Consider the following 17,405-nt stretch of genomic DNA (forward strand, 5'->3'; position numbering starts at 1 on the left):
TCACAAACTCTGTGCGTTGATCCATGACAGAAATCTCCCGCCAAGCCATCCCGACACTCCTCCGCCAAGCAGAAAAAGTGTCAGGGATGTCTCCGAACATCTGTCAACTATGTCTCCGGGCTGTACACTTGTCCCGAGGATCTGTCCACCTATCGTAAAATCAATCGGTAGCAGATGCTCGGGACAGGCCCGAGCATGACGGAGGAGAGGTTTGTGGGCGTTCCATCAGTCTAACAGCAGCTGTCCGGCCGTTTTATTGCCTCCACACAAAAAGAAGGGCCGCAGAGCGGCCCTTTAGGCGGGGAGAAGGAAGCGGGCTCAGGAAAGCCCGCCAATATGAAACGTCTTGATCTCCAGATATTCCTCGATGCCGACCTGTGCGCCCTCACGGCCGAGGCCGGATTGTTTGACGCCGCCGAAGGGGGCGACTTCGGTGGAGATCGCGCCGGTGTTGAGGCCGACCATGCCGAATTCCAGCGCCTCACCCACGCGCCAGGCGCGTTTCAGGCTTTCGGTATAGAAATAGGCGGCGAGGCCGAAGGGCGTACCGTTGGCGATGGCGATGGCTTCTTCTTCCGTCTCGAAACGGAAGAGCGGTGCTACCGGTCCGAAGGTTTCTTCGCTTGCCAGCCGCATCCCGGTCGTGGCGCCGGTCAGCACCACGGGGGCGGTATATTGCGGACCTTCCGGCAGATCGTGCGGCCTGGTGATGATCTTCGCACCCTTGGAAACCGCGTCATCGATATGGGCGCGGATCTTGGCGATGGCCGGCTCGTTGATCATCGGGCCGATGGAAACGCCTGCTTCCGTTCCGGGTCCGACCCTCATGGCGTCGACACGATCCGCCAGTTTTTTCGCAAACGCGTCATAAACGCTCGACTGCACGAGAATGCGGTTGGCGCAAACGCAGGTCTGGCCGCCGTTGCGGAATTTCGAAACCAGCGCGCCTTCGATGGCGAGATCGAGATCGGCATCGTCGAAAACGATGAAGGGCGCGTTGCCACCCAGTTCCAGCGACAGGCGCTTGACGCTATCTGCAGCCCCCCGCATCAAAAGCGAACCGACGCGGGTGGAGCCGGTGAAGGAAATTTTCCGAACCGTCTCGTTGGCCATGATTTCATTGCCGATTTCCGTCGGCATGCCGGTGACGATGTTGATGACGCCCGCGGGAATGCCGGCCCGTTCGGCAAGAACGCCGAGCGCCAGCGCCGAATAGGGCGTGAATTCCGAAGGCTTGATGACCACGGTGCAGCCGGCCGCAAGTGCGGGCGCGACCTTGCGGGTGATCATGGCGTTCGGGAAATTCCACGGGGTGATGATGCCGCAGACGCCGACTGCTTCTTTCAGCACCACGATACGCCGATCCGGCGTTGGGGAAGGAATGGTGCTGCCGCCGATACGACGAGCCTCTTCCGCGAACCATTTGACGAAGGATGCGCCATAGCGGATTTCGCCCTTCGCTTCATCCAGCGGCTTGCCCTGTTCGGTGGTCAGGATCAGGCCGAGATCGTCGACATTGTCGATCATCAGCGCGAACCATTTTTCCAGAAGCGCTGCGCGCTCCGCGTGGGTTTTCTTTTTCCACGGGCCGAAGGCGGCGTTGGCGGCTTCGATGGCCGCGCGGGTTTCCGCGCCGTCCATATCCGGTACGGTGCCGATGACCGCCTGCGTCGCCGGGTCGATCACGTCGACCGCCTTGCCCGATGCCGCCGCTTTCCATGCGCCGCCGATCAAGCCCGTCTGGCGAAAGAGTTCCTTGTCCTTCAAGCCCTGCATCATAATTCTCCGAAATCAGTCGAGCGCCGCAAGAATGGCGGCGGTGATGGCGTCTGTCTTGTCCTTGCCCGGCACTGTGCCTATACCCCGGCCGGTCGCCGTTTCCAGCGCCGTCATGATACGCACGGCCGCGTCTTTTTCGCCGAGATGCTCGAGCATCATCGCGCCGGACCAGATGGCGGCGATGGGGTTGGCAATGCCGAGATGGGCAATATCCGGGGCCGAACCGTGCACCGGCTCGAACATCGAAGGCGCGCTGCGGTCAGGATTGATATTGGCGGAAGCGGCAAAGCCGAGACCGCCCTGAATGGCTGCGCCGAGGTCGGTCAGAATATCGCCGAAGAGGTTGGAGGCGACGACGACATCGAGGCTTTCCGGGGCCATAACCATGCGGGCCGCCATGGCGTCGATGTGATAGCTGGAAACCTCGACGTCGGGATACTCAGTGGCGAGCTTGTGGGTCACCTCGTCCCAGAACACCATCGAATACTTCTGGGCATTGGACTTGGTGATGGAGGCAAGCTTGCCGCGACGCTTCTGCGCCTGTTCGAAGCCGAAGCGCAGGATGCGCTCCACGCCCTTGCGGGTGAAGATCGAGGTTTCGACCGCAACTTCGTCATCGGTGCCCTGATGCACGCGGCCGCCGGCGCCGGAATATTCGCCCTCCGTGTTTTCACGGATGCAGAGAATGTCGAAGCCATCGGCCTTCAAAGGCCCCTGCACGCCGGGCAGAAGCCGGTGCGGGCGGATATTGGCATATTGCACGAAAGCCTTGCGGATCGGCAGCAGCAGGCCGTGCAGCGAGACCGAGTCCGGCACTTCCGCCGGCCAGCCGACCGCGCCGAGCAGGATGGCGTCGAAGCCGCGCAGGGTTTCGATGCCGTCCTTCGGCATCATCGCGCCGGTTTCCTTGTAGAAGGCGCAGGACCAGGGGAGTTCCGTTCCTTCAAGCGCAAAACCGGAGGTTTTGGCGGCGGCGTTGAGAACCTGCCATGCGGCGTCCGTCACGCTTTTGCCGATGCCGTCTCCGGGAATGAGTGCGATGCGATGCGTTTTCAAGACATTTCCCCTGTTACAGTCCGATAAGGACGCTTTTGCTCTTGCGGTTGGCGAGATAGGCCTCGCGTCCGAGATCCTTGCCGATGCCGGAGCGTTTGTAACCGCCGGTCGGCAATATATGGTCGCGCGAGCGGCCATAACGGTTGACCCAGATCGTGCCCGCCTGAATGGCGCGGGACAGGCGCATGACGCGCGAGACGTCACGGCTGAAAAGACCCGCCGCCAGACCGTAGGTCGGATGGTCGGAAAGCGCCAGAGCCTCTTCTTCCGTGCGGAAGGTCTGCAGCGTCAGCACCGGCCCGAAGATTTCCTCGGTGACGGCAGGGGAGGTCTGGTCGACATTGGCGATCAACGTCGGCTGATAAAAATAGCCGGGACCGTCCATGATCGCGCCGCCGGTCAGGCATTCGCCGCCATGGGCGACCGCCGCCTGCACGATGCCGTCGATGCGCTTGCGCTGCACCTCTGAGATGATCGGCGAATATTGCGTCGTCTCGTCCCAGGTCGGGCCGGGCTTCACCGCCTTCATGCGGGCGATGATGGCAGTGGAAAGGGCATCCGCAGCACTTTCCTCGACGATGATGCGCGAGCCCGCCACACAGGCCTGCCCGGCATTGGAGAGGATATTGCCGGCGATGGCCGCTGCCGCCTTCTCGATATCGGCATCGGCGAAGACGAGTTGCGGGCTCTTGCCGCCGAGTTCCAGCGTCATGGGCTTGATGCCGGTGCGGGCAATGTTGGCCATGATGGCGGCGCCCGCGGCCGTGGAGCCGGTGAAGCTGACCTTGGAGATATCAGGGTGTCCGGTGATGGCATTGCCGGTCATGGGCCCGTCGCCCAGCACGATGTTGATGAGACCTGCCGGCAATCCGGCCTTGATCGCCAGCTGCGCCATGAAGATGCTGGAGAAGGGCGTCATTTCAGACGGTTTCAGCACTACGGCATTGCCTGCCGCGAGCGCCGGGCCGAGCTTCCAGCCGGCCATGGAGACGGGGAAATTCCACGGCGTGATGGCGCCGACGACGCCATAGGGTTCGGTCATGATCATGCCGAGGCTTGCATCGTCTGTCGGCACCAGATCGCCGCCTTCCTTGTCCGCGAATTCGGCGAAGAAACGGATCTGTTCGGCGGTGACGGCGATATCGCCGGCGATCAGCTGGCCTACCGGTCGGGTCGAAGAGAGTGCCTCGATTTTCGCCAGCGTCTCGGCTTCCTGTTCGATCAGGTCGGCCCAGCGCTGCAAGACCTTTGTGCGCTCGCGCGGGCGCACGCCGCCCCAGTTGCTGCTCTTCAACGCGGCCTTGGCAGTCTGTACTGCCTCATCGACCAGCGCCGCATCCGCCTTGGGGCAACCGGCATATTCGATGCCGTCCGATGGGCGGTGCATGTCGATGCCGTTTGCCGCTGGAACCAGCCGGTCGCCGATGAAGTGGCCGATCGGCAGGGATAAGCTGTCTGGATCGAAGCTGAGCGTCATGTGGAATCCTCTTTGGATATGCCCCAACGCTAATCCCTGATGGCAAGCAGCATCGACCGACTGCGGCGCGGGCGGTGAATGAAAATCCTGTTTTGCCACCGGCAGACAGCGCAATCTTCGGCGGCCGGTATATGCCGCAGGTCAAACGCCGTAGCGGGCGCTTATCCGGTCGAAAATCCCGGCCATCCGCTCGCTAAGGGGGCGAGGATCATCGCCCTCGTTTTCGACCGCTTCAAACACCCGGTGTTTCAGGAAGAAGCGCCATCCCACGGGCGATTTTTGCAGGAATTGCGTCAGAAGATCATAGCGTTCCCGGGTCCATACCGCCTCGAAGGCGAGCCGCTCCGGTCCGTAGCTGATGATATCGTCCGTCTTCCGGCGCGGCGCGGCGCGCAGGGCAGCCGTCGCCTCTTCGTCGATATCATCACCATTGAGCGCCACCCCATAGTGTCTTGCAGCATTTTCTGCCGAGACCGCACCACGCCGCACATCGCGCAGCACGGCCTGCGGCGGGCGGGTGAAGGGGTCGCCGTAACCGCCGGCTCCCGGCCCGACGACTCGAATGACATCGCCCGGATCGCAATGGACGATATCGGTATTGCCGAGCGAGATTTCGCCCTCGGTATCGGGATTGCGGAGGAAGCGGGAAATCAGCCCCGGACCTGCGCCATTGACACCCCAGCTCGCCATCACCGAACGGTTGCGGTTGCGGGCCGTGACCACCGTTTCCGGGGAGGATATTTCAAACTCCATGACAGCCGAAAGCCCGCCGCGAAAACGGCCCGCCCCGCCGGTGTCGCGTTGCAGCCCATAACGGCGGAAAAGGATCGGTACTTCCGCTTCGCTGATTTCAATCGGCGTGTTGCGCAGAAAACCGGTGGCGCCGCCCGCGCCGTCGCTGCCGTCGCAGAAGGGCGTGCCGCCGCCGCCGCCGCCAACCGGGCCTATGGAGGCCATGACCGGACGGCCGTTCCTATCGCTGGTCTTGATGTTCATGATGGCGTTTCCGCCGGGTGAGGCGGCGGGAATAAGCTCCGGCAGGGCCTTTGCAAAAGCGCCGATGGTGACGATCTGCGTCATGGCGCAGGTCAGCGAACGCATGCCGACGGCGGCCGGGCGCTGGCAATTGACGATCGTGCCTTCCGGCAGCACGGCCCGCGCCGGGCGCAGGGTGCCGGCATTCAGAAGCAGGCTGTTATCGAGCGTATAAAGCACATAGGTCAGTCCGACCATGACGAGTGAATGCCGCTCGCGGCCGCCGGTTGGCATGTTCAGCGACGAGCCGAGCTGCGGGTCGCTGCCGGTATAGTCGAGGATGGCTTCGCCGCCGCGGATTTTCAGCGTCAGCGCCACGCGGCATGGCCGGCCGCCAACGGAATCCTCATCGGCATAATCGGCAAAGAAATAGTCGCCATCGGGCACCCGGGTGAGGATTTGCCGGGTCTGCTCTTCCGCATAGTCGAAAATCTGGCGCACACCGTCCAGAAAATCGTCAAAGCCGAAACGGGCGACGATCTCCTGCATTTTGCGTTCGCCGATATTGACGGAGGCGATCTGGGCGTGGAGGTCGCCGATATTCTGTTCCGGCATGCGGACATTGGCCTTCATCATGTCGATGATGAAGGGGTCGAGCCTGCCTTTGCGAACGAGCTTGACCGGCGGAATGCGCAGGCCTTCCTGCTCGATTTCGGAAAGCGAGCGGGACAATGAGGCGGGAACCGCGCCGCCGACATCGGTATTGTGGATATGCCCAACCACGAAACAGGCGATTTTGCCCTCATGGAAGACCGGTTTCCAGATGTGAATATCCGGCGAGTGAGTGGCGACGAAACCGCTATAGGGATCGTTGGTGATGCAGATATCGCCCTCTTCATATTCCTCGAACATGGAAAGCAGCGGCGCGTAATCGATGCCGCTATACCAGGGCGCACCGAATTGCCGGGGATTGGCGAAGGCCAGCCCCTCGCGCGTCACCACCTGGCAGGAAAAATCCTCGGTTTCCTTGACGAAGGCGGAATGGGCGGTGCGCATCAGCGTAAAGGCCATGGCATCGGCGGCGGCCGAGCAGAAATTGGCGAGCACCTTGAGATTGCGGCGATCGATGGTCATGGGTCAAAACTCCCGCTTGGTAATGACGAGATTGCCGAAACGGTCCACATGGACCGTAAAGCCGGGCGGCACCACGGTGGTGGTATCGTCCTGAAGGACGATGGCGGGGCCGTCGAAATCGTGACCGCTCGCCAGATCGTCGCGGTGATAGATTGCCATGTCGTGTTCCATGCCGCCAAACCAGCCTTTCGTGTGAAAGCGAGGTGTTGCGGGGCCGGCGGCCATGCCTGTCTCGCGAAGCGGCGGCTTCGGTGTTTTCCCGGAGACGACAAGTCTGAGATTGACCATCTGCACGGCCGCCCGTTCATCGGAATGACCGTAGAGGCGGGCATGTTCCTCATGGAAAGCCCTGTTTATCGCGCCGGCGTCGCCGCTGCCCAGCCACTCCGGCTGCAGCGTGGTTTCGATTTCGTAGGATTGGCCGCGATAGCGCATGTCGGCGGAAAGCCGCATCTCGCAATCACTGTTAAAACCCTGTTCCTTCAGCCAGTTGCGGCCGGTTTCCTGCATTTCGGCGAGAAGGGGGGCGAGATCGGAGACCTCCCCGTCGTTCACATCGCAATAGGTGGTGCGGATAAAATCGTTCTTCAGATCGGCAATCAGGCCGCCGAGCGCGGAAACGACGCCCGGGGTGGGCGGCACCACCACACCCTTCATATCCAGCTCACGGGCGAGGAAGCAGGCGAGCATCGCGCCGGCGCCGCCGAAAGCGAAGAGGTGAAATTCGCGCGGGTCGATGGCGAAACGGGAGGTCAGGGCGTTCACCTCCGCATACATGCCGGAGACGGCGATATCGACGATGTTTCCGGCGAGCGCCTCGACGGAAAGGCCGAGCTTTTCGGCGAGCGGCGAGAGCGCGGCGCGCGATGCGGCGTGATCGACGGTTACCGCGCCATAACCGAGCGGCATATGGCCGATGAGATTGGCGGCCGCCATGGCGTCCGTGATCGTCGGGCGGTCGCCGCCGCGTCCGTAACAGGCGGGTCCCGGCGTCGAGCCGGCACTTTCAGGCCCCACCTGCAACAGGCCGAGGCTGTCGACCCATGCGACCGAGCCGCCGCCCTGGCCGACGGAGCTGACCGAAACGGAGGGGACATGAATCTGGAAATCGCCGATCAGCTCGCCGACCCCATATTGGGCCTCGCCATCAAGGATAACGGCGACATCGGCGCTGGTGCCGCCGATATCGAGGCTCATCACTCGCTCAAAGCCGCTGGCCTTTGCCAGATAACCCGCGCCGATGACGCCGGAAGCGGTGCCCGAGAGGATCATCTGCACACATTCCCGCCGCGCCTGATCGATGCCCATGACGCCGCCATTGGTCTTGGTGATGAGCAGCGGGCAGGCAATGCCTTGCCTGCGTAGCACCGTTTCGAAACGGTCGAGGTAATGTGCGACGCGCGGCTGGACATAACCGCTGATGACGGCGGTGACCGTGCGCTCATATTCGCGGATGATCGGCCATGTCTCGGCAGAGGAGACCACCGGCAATTGCGGCGCGATGCGTTCGATCATCGCCTTCACGGCCCGTTCGTTTTCAGGGTTGCGGTAGGAATGCAGGAAGGCGAGCACAATACCGTCGCAACCGGCTGCAAGTGCGCCGGCGACAGCCTGCGCCACATTCTCTTCGTTCGGGGTGAGCTTTACCTCGCCGGTCGCCAGCATGCGCTCGGCGATACCGAAAACCCGTTCGCGCGGGATGAGCGGTTCCGGTCGCACGGAATAGAGATTGTGGATCTGCGGAATTTTCAGGCGTGCAACGCCCAGCACGTCCTCGAAATTTTCGGTGGTGAACAGCGCGACGTTCTGGCCGTTGCGCTGGATGACGGTGTTGACGCCGACGGTGGTTCCATGGGTGAAATAGGAAACGTCCTTCGCTTCGATGCCGTCGCGCTTTTTCAGCGTATCGAGCGCGAGAAGGATTTCTTCTCCGGGCGCATCGGGGCGGGAAAACACCTTCAGGGTGGAAAGCGCGCCTGTGCCATCGTCGAACACGGCAAAATCCGTAAACGACCCGCCAACATCGACGCCAATGCGATATCCCATCTCTTCCGTCTCCTTTTCCAGTGCGGACGATGCTGTCATCGGGACCGGAAAAGGGCCAAGCATTTATGGGGTAAGGGTCATAGCCCCAGGTTATGAGGATGGCCGGGGTGACCCATAGGGAGGGTTGTTCAACCCTCGCCGGGTTTCGGCACCGTCATGTAATATTCGGGATGAGGTGCTGCGCGATAGCCGGCCTTTTCGTAAACGCCATGGGCGTCGCGGGTCGCCAGCATCCAGCTCGATACCGTCGAAAGCTCCGGGTGTTTGCGTATCTCGGTGGCGATCCAGGACGCAAGGCCGCGACCGCGATGATCCTCCACCGTGAAGACATCGCGCAGATAGCCGAAAACGGCATAATCCGTCACCAGACGGGCGAAGGCGGCCATGGAGCCGTCAGGGGCGTAAACGCCGACCGGCAGCGAATGCGAAAGCGCCCGCTTCAGCCGGTCGGCGGTCATTCCCTGCGCCCAGTAGGAATCGCGGGCGAGAAAACCATGGACCAGATCGAAATCCACCCGTGCCGGATCGGTGCTCAGCACGTAGCCGTCGCGGGTGATTTCGAAAATGGCCGGTTCCCAGTTCATCCGTTCACCGTAACATAGATCTTGCGGACGGTTTCGATGGTTTTCCACACGCCGACGAAGCCCGGCTTCATGACGAAGCTGTCGCCAGCCGTATAACGCAGCGGTTCGCCGCCTTCCGGCGTGATTTCGATGACGCCTTCGAGAATATGGCAGAATTCGAAGGTTTCGCCCTTGATCGAACGGCTTTCGCCTGGCGTCGCTTCCCAGATGCCGGTGTGGACGGTGCCGTTGCGGGCTTCGTCCAGCGGCCAGGTCTTGAAGGACGGATCGCCGGAGATAAGGCGTTCCGGCAGGGCCTTGGAGGCTTTCGGTTCGAAGGCAGGGTGCGTGTCGATGGTCTTGAGAAGTGGCATGGGTGTCCTTTCCTGGAACGGGATGATCAATATCCGCGATTGCGGTCGACGAGGCCGAGCGGCTCGAGGCCGGACTGGTATCGTTTTATGTTCTCGACAACGGTGCGTGCTGCCGAATGCGGCTGGGTGACACTGGCGATGTGCGGCGTCAGGAGAATTTTCGGATGCGTCCAGAAGGCATGGTCTTCCGGAAGCGGTTCCGGATCGGTGACGTCGATCACGGCGCCCGAAAGCCTGCTGCTGTCCAGCGCATCGATGAGGGCGTCGTGGTCGAGCTGTTTGCCGCGCCCGGCGTGAACCAGCCCCGCACCCTCGGGAAGCATCCCCAGGCGTTCGCCATTCAGAAGTCCCGTCGTTTCGTCGGTCAGCGGCAGCAGGCAAACGAGAATATCGCTGGTCGAAAGGATCGTGGATAATCCGGCTTCGCCATGATGGCAGGTCACGCCATCGATCTCGCGCGGTGAACGGCTCCAGCCGGAAAGAGGAAAACCGAAGGGTTTCAGCCGTTCCAGCGCCGCAACGCCCAGCATGCCGAGGCCGAGAACGCCCACCCGGCAGTCTTCCGCCTGACGCTGCGGCAAGGCCTTCCAGAGTTGCTGGCGCTGCTGCTTCAAATAGACCGGCAGGTTGCGGTGAAGCGCCAGCACGCCGAGGCTCACATATTCCTGCATCATGCGGATGATGCCTTCATCCACCATGCGCACGACCTTCACATGCGCAGGGACGGCATCGATGTGAAACTGATCGACGCCCGCACCGATGGAAAACAGGATTTCGAGATTGCGGTAGCGGCCGATATCCTCCGGCACGGTCCAGGTAATGAGGTATCGAACAGCATTCGGATCGACGCTTTCGGCATCCATCGAAAAGGGCAGTTCCGGCAGGTCGCGGGCCAGAGCCTGCCGGAAAATCTCGCCGCGCTTCGCGTCGGAATTGAAGAAGAAAGTCATCTGAAATCCGTGGTTCCGAAGGTTTAAACCGTGCAGCGGTTCGCCAGTGTTTCCAGCATTGACTGGCAAGCCGACAGTTCGCCGGCCGTTATGAATTCGTCCGGTTTGTGGGCGCGGCCGATATCGCCCGGGCCGCAGATGATGGCGTCGATGCCGGCCGCCTGAAAAAGCCCGGCCTCCGTGCCATAGCTGACGGCGGCGATGCAGGGCGCGTCGGTCAATTCTTCCAGAAGCTTCACGAGCGGCGCATCGGCGGCAAGGGACAGCGCCGGATAATCGCTCATCGGCGTCCATTCTATGTCGATGCCCTCGGCGGCGAGCGCTTCGACGCCGTCGCGCACCGGCTGGAGCAGGGCGACCGGCGACACGCCAGCAATCGCCCGCGCCTCCAGTTCGATGGCGCAGAGATCGGGGATGATATTGATCGCCTGTCCGCCTTTCGCCGTGCCGATCTGCAGGGAGGAATAGGGCGGCTCGAACGTCGCTTCGAAAGGACCCTCGGTGAGAGCCTGTGCGGTCTCGACCGCCTTTGCCATGATGCCGGTCATCAGATGAATGGCGTTCACGCCCTGATCCGGCCGCGAGGAATGGCCGGAGCGGCCGCGAATGGTGATGCGTGCGGCGGCCTTGCCCTTGTGGGCGCGCACGGCGCGCAGATTGCTCGGTTCGCCGATGATCGCGCCCGCCGGTTTTGCGCATAGTTCCGGCAATCGGGCGATGAGATGCGGAACGCCGCGGCAGCCCGCCTCCTCGTCATAGGAAAAGGCGATGTGAACGGGCCGCTTCAGCGCCATGCGTGAAAATGCCGGTGCTGCGGCGAGAACCGTGGCCAGAAACCCTTTCATGTCGGTGGTTCCGCGTCCGTAGAGACGCTCTCCTTCGGCTCTCAACGTGAAGGGATCGGAAGACCATTCCGGCTCACCGGCAGGCACCACATCCATATGGCCGGACAAGATGTATCCGCTGATATCGGTCGGGCCGAAGCTGGCAAAGAGATTGGCGCGGTCGCCCTCCGGGCCGGCAAGCAGCGATACTTTCGCGCCGTGGCTTTCCAGATAATCGGCGATCCATCCGGCAATGTCGCCATTGGCGGTTCCGACCACCGACGGGAAGCCGACAAGACGCTCCAGAATGTCGATTGCGTTCATGGCTGTCTCCGTCGCTTCAACGCCGAAAAGCTTAGAGCGGCCTGCGGCGTTTATCTGCTGAAATACGGGTGATTTCAGTAGATTGTTGTGTCCTTCCAGCGCTTTCGGAAAATTCCTGCTGACGAGGCTGGTTATCTTCGGATGTCGTGAGCTGGGCTGCCGGGATCAAGGTTCCGCGCCGGAGGGAATGAGAGCCGTTTGTCATGGAGCTGCTCAAAGTCGATAGTTTCGAGTTGCGGACAGTGGATATCGCCGATGTAGAGGCCGATCATCTGCATGCTTTGTCAATGGCTGTCGGATGGCGATATCACGCGAACGAATGGTGTTTCCTGCGGCAGTGCGGCGTCGGCCTTGCCGCGCTTGACGAAATCGATCGCGTTGTCGCAACGGCAATGCTGTTTCCCTATGATGAGGGTTTCGCGACGGTCGGCATGGTCATCGTTTCCCCCCGTTTGCAGGGGCAGGGCGTCGCACCATGGCTGGTGGGCCAGCTCATTGCGGGCTACCCTGACGCGGCCCTGCGGTTGAACGCCACGGAAGCCTCGCGACGGCTTTTCGCACGGCTGGGTTTTGTCGGAGATACGGAAAAAGTACATCTCCTGCGCGGCAAGGCGCGCTGCCCTGCCGAGATGCCGACACTTGGAAGAAAACAGAGAATCGAGCCGCTGTCCGAGGATCATTTGTCCGCCGTGGCGGATCTGGATCGGACGGCTTTCGGTGTTTCGCGCCGGGGTGTCCTGCAACGCCTTCTCCGGGAAAATACGGGTTACGGCCTGTTCGAGGCCGATCGTCTTGCCGCCTTTGCATTGCGGCGTGCGGCGGGGCGGGGTCATATTGTCGGCCCGGTCGTCGCCGGTGACGAGGCGGATGCGATTGCGCTGGTCAGGCGGCATTTTTCCGATCTCGACGATCAGCTTGTCCGTCTCGACGCCGTGCGGGATAGCGGTCTTCTGACCGAGTTCCTAGCGCAATCCGGGCTGGTGGTGATCGAAACGCTCACCACCATGTCGAAAGGCGCGCCGCAACCGGCAGGCTCCGGTTCCGCAAAGATTTTCGCCCTGGCAGGCCCGTCTTTGTGCTGAGGTGCGGCACTATCGCAATTGACGCCCCGCCTCTTGCCCCTTATGTGAAAAAGCGACGGTTCCTGCAGCCGAAAGGCGAAGGGATTAATAGGGAACATGGTGCGGGCGATCTTTTTCGCCCAATGCCGTGGCTGCCCCCGCAACTGTAAGCGGATTGTCGTTCATCCCCGTGACGCTTCAAGGCGTCATGCCACTGTATTCTCCGGAATGCGGGAAGGCAGATGAGTGACGCAAATCCGTGAGCCAGGAGACCTGCCGTCGAAATATAAACCATCGTTACGGGCGGGGAAGCCCGGAGGAGGAGATTGTAATGTTATTTCATAACATTTCGTTTGCGTCCTATTGCCGTTCTCCGTACAAGACGTCCCGCTGTTGCTGCGCGTTCTGACGCCTGCTGCTCTGGAATAAGATTTACTTTCGACTGGAGAACACATGTTTCATTCTAGACGCCTGCCGGTCCATGCCGGCTTTCTGGCCGCTGCGCTTGCGGTTTTGCCTGTCGCCGCCGCCAATGCTGCCGAAACCACCTATCCCCTGACGATCAACAGCTGCGGTCAGGAGATCACCTTCAGGCAGGCGCCCGCCCGCACCGTGTCCGTCGGCCAGAGCACAACCGAGGTTCTTTACCTCCTCGGCCTCGCCGACAAGGTGGTCGGCACGGCGCTGTGGATCGGTCCGGTTCTGAAGGGCTACGAGGAGGCCAATGCCAGGGTCGAGCGTCTGGCTGACAATGATCCGAGCTTCGAGGCTGTCGTCGGCAAGAAGCCGGACCTTGTGACGACGCAGTTCCAGTGGCAGATCGGCCCGGAAGGCGTTGTCGGAACACCGGCGCAATTCGCCGAGCTTGGCGTTCCCGTTTATACCTCGCCCGCCGATTGCATGGGCAAGGACAATTCCGGCGGCGGCGACGGCGTGCGCAACACCGTCTTCACCATGGATCTGATCTACCAGGAAATCCGCGATCTCGCCAAAATCTTCAACGTGCAGGATCGCGGTGAAGAAGTCGTTGCCGACCTGAAGAAGCGTGAAGAAGCCGCCCGCGCCAAGATCGCCTCCGCCAACGGCAAGCTCTCGGCCGTCTTCTGGTTCTCCAGCGCCGAGCTGGATATCGATCCCTATGTGGCCGGCCGCAATGGCGCTCCCGGCTACATCATGTCCGCGCTGGGCTTAAAGAACGTCATCGAAAGCGATGAAGAATGGCCGACCGTCGGCTGGGAAACCATCGCCAAGGCAAATCCCTCCATCATCGTTGCCGGCAAGATGGATCGCCGCCGTTTCCCGGCTGACGATGTCGCCGTCAAGCTGAAGTTCCTCGCCACCGATCCCGTGGCCAGCATCATGCCCGCCGTCAAGGAAGGTCATGTGTTCGAGATGGATGCGCAGGCGATGAACCCGACCATTCGCACCATTGAAGGCATCGAAACGCTGGCCGAGGCGATTTCGGCTGCCGGCCTCGCCAAGTGAACGGTCTTTCCATCCATCTCGGCAGGGTAGGGCTGGCTTTTGCCGCGCTCGCCCTGCTGCTCGTCGCGCTGATGGCCGGGGCGGCCATCGGCGAGACCGCCATTCCTTTTGACGTCGTGGCGAAAACAATCGCCAACCGCGTCTTCCATGCGGCCTATCCGCTGGAACCGCTGGATGAGGGCATTGTCTGGAGTTATCGTCTCAGCCGCGCGGTCGTCGCCGCCTGTTGCGGCGCTTCTTTGGCGCTTGCCGGGGCGGTGCTGCAATCGCTTTTGCGCAATCCGCTTGCCGATCCTTATATTCTCGGCATTTCCGCCGGCGCCTCCACCGGTGCCGTCGCTGTCGCGCTGCTTGGCTTCGGAGCGGGGTTCCTGACGATGCCGGCCGGGGCGCTCATCGGTGCCTTCGTCGCGTTTTCGCTGGTCAGCCTTCTGGCTGTGCGGGCGGGACATGGCAACAGCGCCATCATTCTGGCGGGGGTGGCCGGGTCGCAGCTGTTTAATGCCATGACCTCTTTCATCGTCACCAAATCCGCTAATGCCGAACAGGCGCGCGGCATCATGTTCTGGCTGCTGGGCAACCTCTCGGGCGTGCGCTGGCCGGATGTCTGGCTGGCGCTTCCGGTCAGCCTTGCGGGACTTGCAGTGTGTCTCTGGTATGCCCGGGCGCTCGATGCCTTCGCCTTCGGCGGTCAGGCGGCTGCCTCGCTCGGCATTCCGGTGCGCTGGGTCTATGCCGTGCTGATCTCCGTTTCGGCGATCATGACGGCTGCGATGGTGTCTCTGGTCGGCTCCATCGGCTTCGTGGGCCTCGTCATTCCGCATGCCGCGCGCATCTTCGTCGGCGTTCGTCATGGCATATTGCTGCCGGTGACGGCGCTGACCGGCGCGGTTTTCATGATCATCGCGGATATTCTCTCGCGCATCGTCATTCCGGGGCAGGTGCTGCCCATCGGCGTCATCACCGCGCTCGTCGGCGCGCCCGCCTTTGCCTTCATCCTCGGGCAGAAGAGGGGGCGTTCATGAAATTATCCGCCCGCGACCTGCATTTCCACGCCGGCAATATCGATATCGTGCGCGGCGTTTCGCTCGATGTCGGTTCCGGTGAGTTTCTCGGCGTCATCGGACCGAACGGTTCCGGCAAAAGCACGCTGCTTTCCATGCTGGCAGGCATTCGCAAACCACGCCGGGGGCATGTTACGCTCGGGGGTGAGCCGCTTGCCTCATTGGGACGGCGAGACCTTGCCCGCCGGCTCGCCTTCGTGGAGCAGCAGGCCGAAACCACCGAACGCATCACCGCACGACAGGCGGTGGAGCTTGGGCGCACGCCCTATCTCGGGCCGCTTTCCGCCTGGTCGCAGCAGGATGACGCCATCGTTGATGCAGCACTTGCCAATGTCGACATGGCCGACAAGGCGGAGCGCAACTGGCACCATCTGTCGGGCGGCGAACGCCAGCGCCTGCATATCGCCCGCGCATTGACGCAGGAGCCGCATATCCTGCTTCTGGACGAACCGACCAACCACCTCGATATCGGTCACCAGATCGGCCTGCTCGATCTGGTGCGCCGGCAGGGCCTGACCGTCGTAGCGGCGCTACACGATCTCAATCACGCCGCCATGTTCTGCGATCGCGTCGCCATCATGCACCGGGGCGAGATGATTGCGGTCGGTCCGCCGCGGGAGGTTCTGACACCGGCGAGAATAGCCGCCGTCTTCGGGGTGGAATGCGTCGTCACCACGGATGAGGGCGGCTTTTCCCATATTCGGTTTCTGCCGGCCCATGGGCGGGCCGAGCATCCAAGGAAAGTACTGGTACGATGATGACATTGACGACGCTCACAAACGCTGCTGCAACGACCAGACTGTTTTGCGCCGCTGCCGTTATTGCCGTGGCGTTCACGGGCTTTCCGCTTCAGGCTTCAGCCGAAACCTTCGAGGTGAAAATGCTGAGCCGGGGCGAAAAAGGCCCGATGGTATTCGAACCCGATTTTCTCGAAATAGCGCCTGGCGACCGCGTGCGCTTCGTGCCCACCCACAAGAGCCACAATGCCGCGACCATCGATGGCATGATCCCGGAAAGTGTCGAAGGTTTCAAAAGCCGGATCAATGACGAATTCGAGACCGGGTTTGAAAAGCCGGGCTTTTACGGCATCAAATGCTCGCCGCATTACGGTATGGGCATGGTCATGCTGATCAAGGTCGGCGAGGCGACCCTGCCGCAGAGCTACCGGACAGTGGACGTACCCGGCCGGGCGAAGCCAAGGTTCGAGGACCTCTTCGAGCAGGCGGAAAAATGAGGCCGCACTGAGCTCTCATCCGTCATGCCGGACTTGATCCGGTATCCAGCCACGGCGCGTCTGCGCCGTGGGAAGAGTCTTTTGCGATCAAGGACTTGATCGCACTGGGTCCCCGATCTAGTCCGGGGTGACGGAGTAGTCTCCCGGCTTCACCGCGCACACGGCATAACGATGCTGCAGCCCGCGCAGAATGCCTTTCAGCAGGCTGAAATTTTTCGCCTGGGCACGGTGGATGGCCTGAAGCTCCTGATCGATTGCGACAGGTTCGAAGCCGGTCGCACGTAACAGCGCCGCGACATCGCCGGCCCTTGCGCCCTTCGAAAAATAAACGCGGGAAAGAATGCTGTTGAAGGTGTTTTCCGGGTCCGCCGGCTTGTGCGGCTGGTCCGGTTTGACGAGGCCGATGCTTTCGAGGCTGGCCGCCAGTTTCTTCACCAGTTTTTCGCGCCAGCCGGTATTCACGAAATCGCCGTCGACGATCAGAAGCCGTCCGCCCGGTTTCAGAACGCGGAACCATTCGGCAAAGCTTGCCTGCGGGTCCACCAGCGTCCAGACCAGATGACGGGTGATGATGACATCGGCGCTTTCATCCGGCTCCATCGTGTTTTCGGCATCGCCGACGAAAAAGCGGATGCTGCGGCCACGGCTTTTCGCTTTTTCACGGGCAAGCGCCAGCATGGTTTCCGACCAGTCCATGCCGGTGACCTGAAAACCGAGATCGTCCATCAGGTGCGAGATGACGCCGGTGCCGCTGGCAAGATCGAGCGCCCTGCGGCCTTCTCCGCGGCCGAGATGTTTCAGGATAAGCGCGTGCCAGGCCTCGCGCTCGTCTTCGGAGAAAATTTCATGTCCGGGGGAAAGGTCGAAAGTCGCGGCGCGGCCGGACCAATAGGATTTGATTTCGTCTCTCAGACTGTCGTTTTTGCCATATTGGATTGTGTCGATCATCGGTCTTCAACTCACGTACCGGTCAGTTAAGAATGGCTCTAAAACATAAATGTTGACTAGTATAGTCAGAAAATAATACAGCCGCGCCAGTCAACACTGGAGAGCAATATC

15 protein-coding genes and 1 riboswitch are annotated in these 17,405 nt (G+C 61.6%); of the genes, 5 read left to right on the forward strand and 10 right to left on the reverse strand.

Features of this window, described 5'->3' with window-relative positions; all coding sequences use genetic code 11:
- Nucleotides 1-318: 318 nt before the first annotated feature.
- The 9 genes from I3J13_RS12330 to argE all read right to left on the reverse strand — a co-directional run bounded on the left by I3J13_RS12330 (nt 319) and on the right by argE (nt 11,502).
- Complete coding sequence (locus tag I3J13_RS12330) at nt 319-1,776, reverse strand: NAD-dependent succinate-semialdehyde dehydrogenase (RefSeq protein WP_196378975.1); 1,458 nt, start codon at nt 1,774-1,776, stop codon at nt 319-321.
- Between the two features lie 15 nt (nt 1,777-1,791).
- Nucleotides 1,792-2,835 carry a tartrate dehydrogenase gene (locus I3J13_RS12335; protein WP_196378976.1) on the reverse strand — a complete coding sequence of 348 codons (1,044 nt, stop codon included), beginning with the start codon at nt 2,833-2,835 and terminating at the stop codon, nt 1,792-1,794.
- A 13-nt stretch (nt 2,836-2,848) separates the two neighbouring features.
- Entirely contained in the window at nt 2,849-4,312 is a 1,464-nt protein-coding gene (locus tag I3J13_RS12340; protein WP_196378977.1) for an aldehyde dehydrogenase family protein, read from the reverse strand.
- Nucleotides 4,313-4,453: 141 nt separating this feature from the next.
- Nucleotides 4,454-6,421: a hydantoinase B/oxoprolinase family protein gene (locus I3J13_RS12345; RefSeq protein ID WP_196378978.1), complete on the reverse strand. Its 1,968-nt coding sequence runs from the start codon at nt 6,419-6,421 to the stop codon at nt 4,454-4,456.
- Nucleotides 6,422-6,424: 3 nt separating this feature from the next.
- Nucleotides 6,425-8,467, reverse strand: a complete 2,043-nt coding sequence (locus I3J13_RS12350; RefSeq protein WP_196378979.1) for a hydantoinase/oxoprolinase family protein — start codon at nt 8,465-8,467, stop codon at nt 6,425-6,427.
- A gap of 128 nt (nt 8,468-8,595) precedes the next feature.
- Entirely contained in the window at nt 8,596-9,051 is a 456-nt protein-coding gene (locus I3J13_RS12355) for a GNAT family N-acetyltransferase (protein WP_078053503.1), read from the reverse strand.
- The gene (locus tag I3J13_RS12360; RefSeq protein ID WP_035264219.1) at nt 9,048-9,404 is read right to left on the reverse strand and encodes a cupin domain-containing protein; all 357 of its coding nucleotides are present in this window, start codon (nt 9,402-9,404) and stop codon (nt 9,048-9,050) included. The genes I3J13_RS12355 and I3J13_RS12360 overlap by 4 nt, the downstream gene beginning before the upstream one ends.
- A gap of 26 nt (nt 9,405-9,430) precedes the next feature.
- On the reverse strand, nt 9,431-10,354 hold the full coding sequence (locus I3J13_RS12365; protein ID WP_196378980.1) for a 2-hydroxyacid dehydrogenase: 924 nt from the start codon (nt 10,352-10,354) through the stop codon (nt 9,431-9,433).
- Between the two features lie 23 nt (nt 10,355-10,377).
- On the reverse strand, nt 10,378-11,502 hold the full coding sequence (argE, locus tag I3J13_RS12370) for an acetylornithine deacetylase (RefSeq protein WP_196378981.1): 1,125 nt from the start codon (nt 11,500-11,502) through the stop codon (nt 10,378-10,380).
- 203 nt (nt 11,503-11,705) lie between these two features.
- Here argE and I3J13_RS12375 point away from each other — a divergent pair, with 203 nt between their 5' ends.
- From I3J13_RS12375 to I3J13_RS12395, 5 genes are all read left to right on the forward strand, one after another.
- The gene (locus I3J13_RS12375) at nt 11,706-12,584 is read left to right on the forward strand and encodes a GNAT family N-acetyltransferase (protein WP_196378982.1); all 879 of its coding nucleotides are present in this window, start codon (nt 11,706-11,708) and stop codon (nt 12,582-12,584) included.
- Between the two features lie 39 nt (nt 12,585-12,623).
- Nucleotides 12,624-12,858, forward strand: a riboswitch (cobalamin riboswitch).
- A 158-nt stretch (nt 12,859-13,016) separates the two neighbouring features.
- A complete protein-coding gene (locus tag I3J13_RS12380; RefSeq protein ID WP_196378983.1) occupies nt 13,017-14,048 on the forward strand; it encodes an ABC transporter substrate-binding protein in 1,032 nt (343 codons plus the stop codon).
- Nucleotides 14,045-15,073: a FecCD family ABC transporter permease gene (locus I3J13_RS12385; RefSeq protein ID WP_080857332.1), complete on the forward strand. Its 1,029-nt coding sequence runs from the start codon at nt 14,045-14,047 to the stop codon at nt 15,071-15,073. Before I3J13_RS12380 ends, I3J13_RS12385 begins: the two co-directional genes overlap by 4 nt.
- On the forward strand, nt 15,070-15,870 hold the full coding sequence (locus I3J13_RS12390; RefSeq protein WP_196378984.1) for an ABC transporter ATP-binding protein: 801 nt from the start codon (nt 15,070-15,072) through the stop codon (nt 15,868-15,870). The genes I3J13_RS12385 and I3J13_RS12390 overlap by 4 nt, the downstream gene beginning before the upstream one ends.
- Nucleotides 15,867-16,346 (forward strand): pseudoazurin, encoded by a 480-nt coding sequence (locus I3J13_RS12395; RefSeq protein WP_196378985.1) that lies wholly within the window; start codon nt 15,867-15,869, stop codon nt 16,344-16,346. Before I3J13_RS12390 ends, I3J13_RS12395 begins: the two co-directional genes overlap by 4 nt.
- Before the next feature lie 117 nt (nt 16,347-16,463).
- Here the strand turns inward: I3J13_RS12395 and I3J13_RS12400 are convergent, their stop codons facing one another.
- A complete protein-coding gene (locus I3J13_RS12400) occupies nt 16,464-17,294 on the reverse strand; it encodes a class I SAM-dependent methyltransferase (protein ID WP_174039930.1) in 831 nt (276 codons plus the stop codon).
- Nucleotides 17,295-17,405 lie beyond the last annotated feature (111 nt).

This window comes from Agrobacterium leguminum (assembly GCF_015704895.1).
GTDB lineage: Bacteria > Pseudomonadota > Alphaproteobacteria > Rhizobiales > Rhizobiaceae > Agrobacterium > Agrobacterium leguminum.